Source organism: Streptomyces sp. P17 (assembly GCF_032436805.1).
In the GTDB taxonomy this organism is placed as follows: Bacteria; Actinomycetota; Actinomycetes; order Streptomycetales; family Streptomycetaceae; genus Streptomyces.
The window spans coordinates 1-260 of record NZ_JAVRBF010001064.1 but is presented as its reverse complement, the minus strand read 5'-3'; the positions used below and the strand labels follow the sequence as shown (position 1 = coordinate 260).

The window sequence follows — 260 nt, the reverse complement described above, 5'->3', positions numbered from 1 at the left end:
GAGGATGTCTCCTCGTTCAGGATCGTGCGTGCGTTGACTGTCCGGTTGTCGAGATTGACACCGAGAGAGTTGACGGAAAATTCCGTGTAGGTGTTGTGGCTGATGGCGGATGTCGGATTGCCGACTGGTGCGATCTGAACGTTTGTAGCGCCGCTGGCTGCGTCGATACTGGTGGTCGTATTACTGCCACCGTCGGGAATGACCTGCGCGAAGACGGGCAGCGCCACGCCGCACAGCAGCAAGGACAGACTAGCTGCCAC

At 58.8% G+C, this 260-nt stretch carries 1 protein-coding gene; it reads right to left on the bottom strand.

Annotation, left to right across the window (positions count from 1 at the left end; translation table 11 throughout):
* Positions 1 to 227: hypothetical protein (locus RMT89_RS43950; RefSeq protein WP_315889354.1), on the bottom strand; the 227-nt coding region annotated here is incomplete at its 3' end.
* Between the last annotated feature and the right edge of the window lie 33 nt (positions 228 to 260).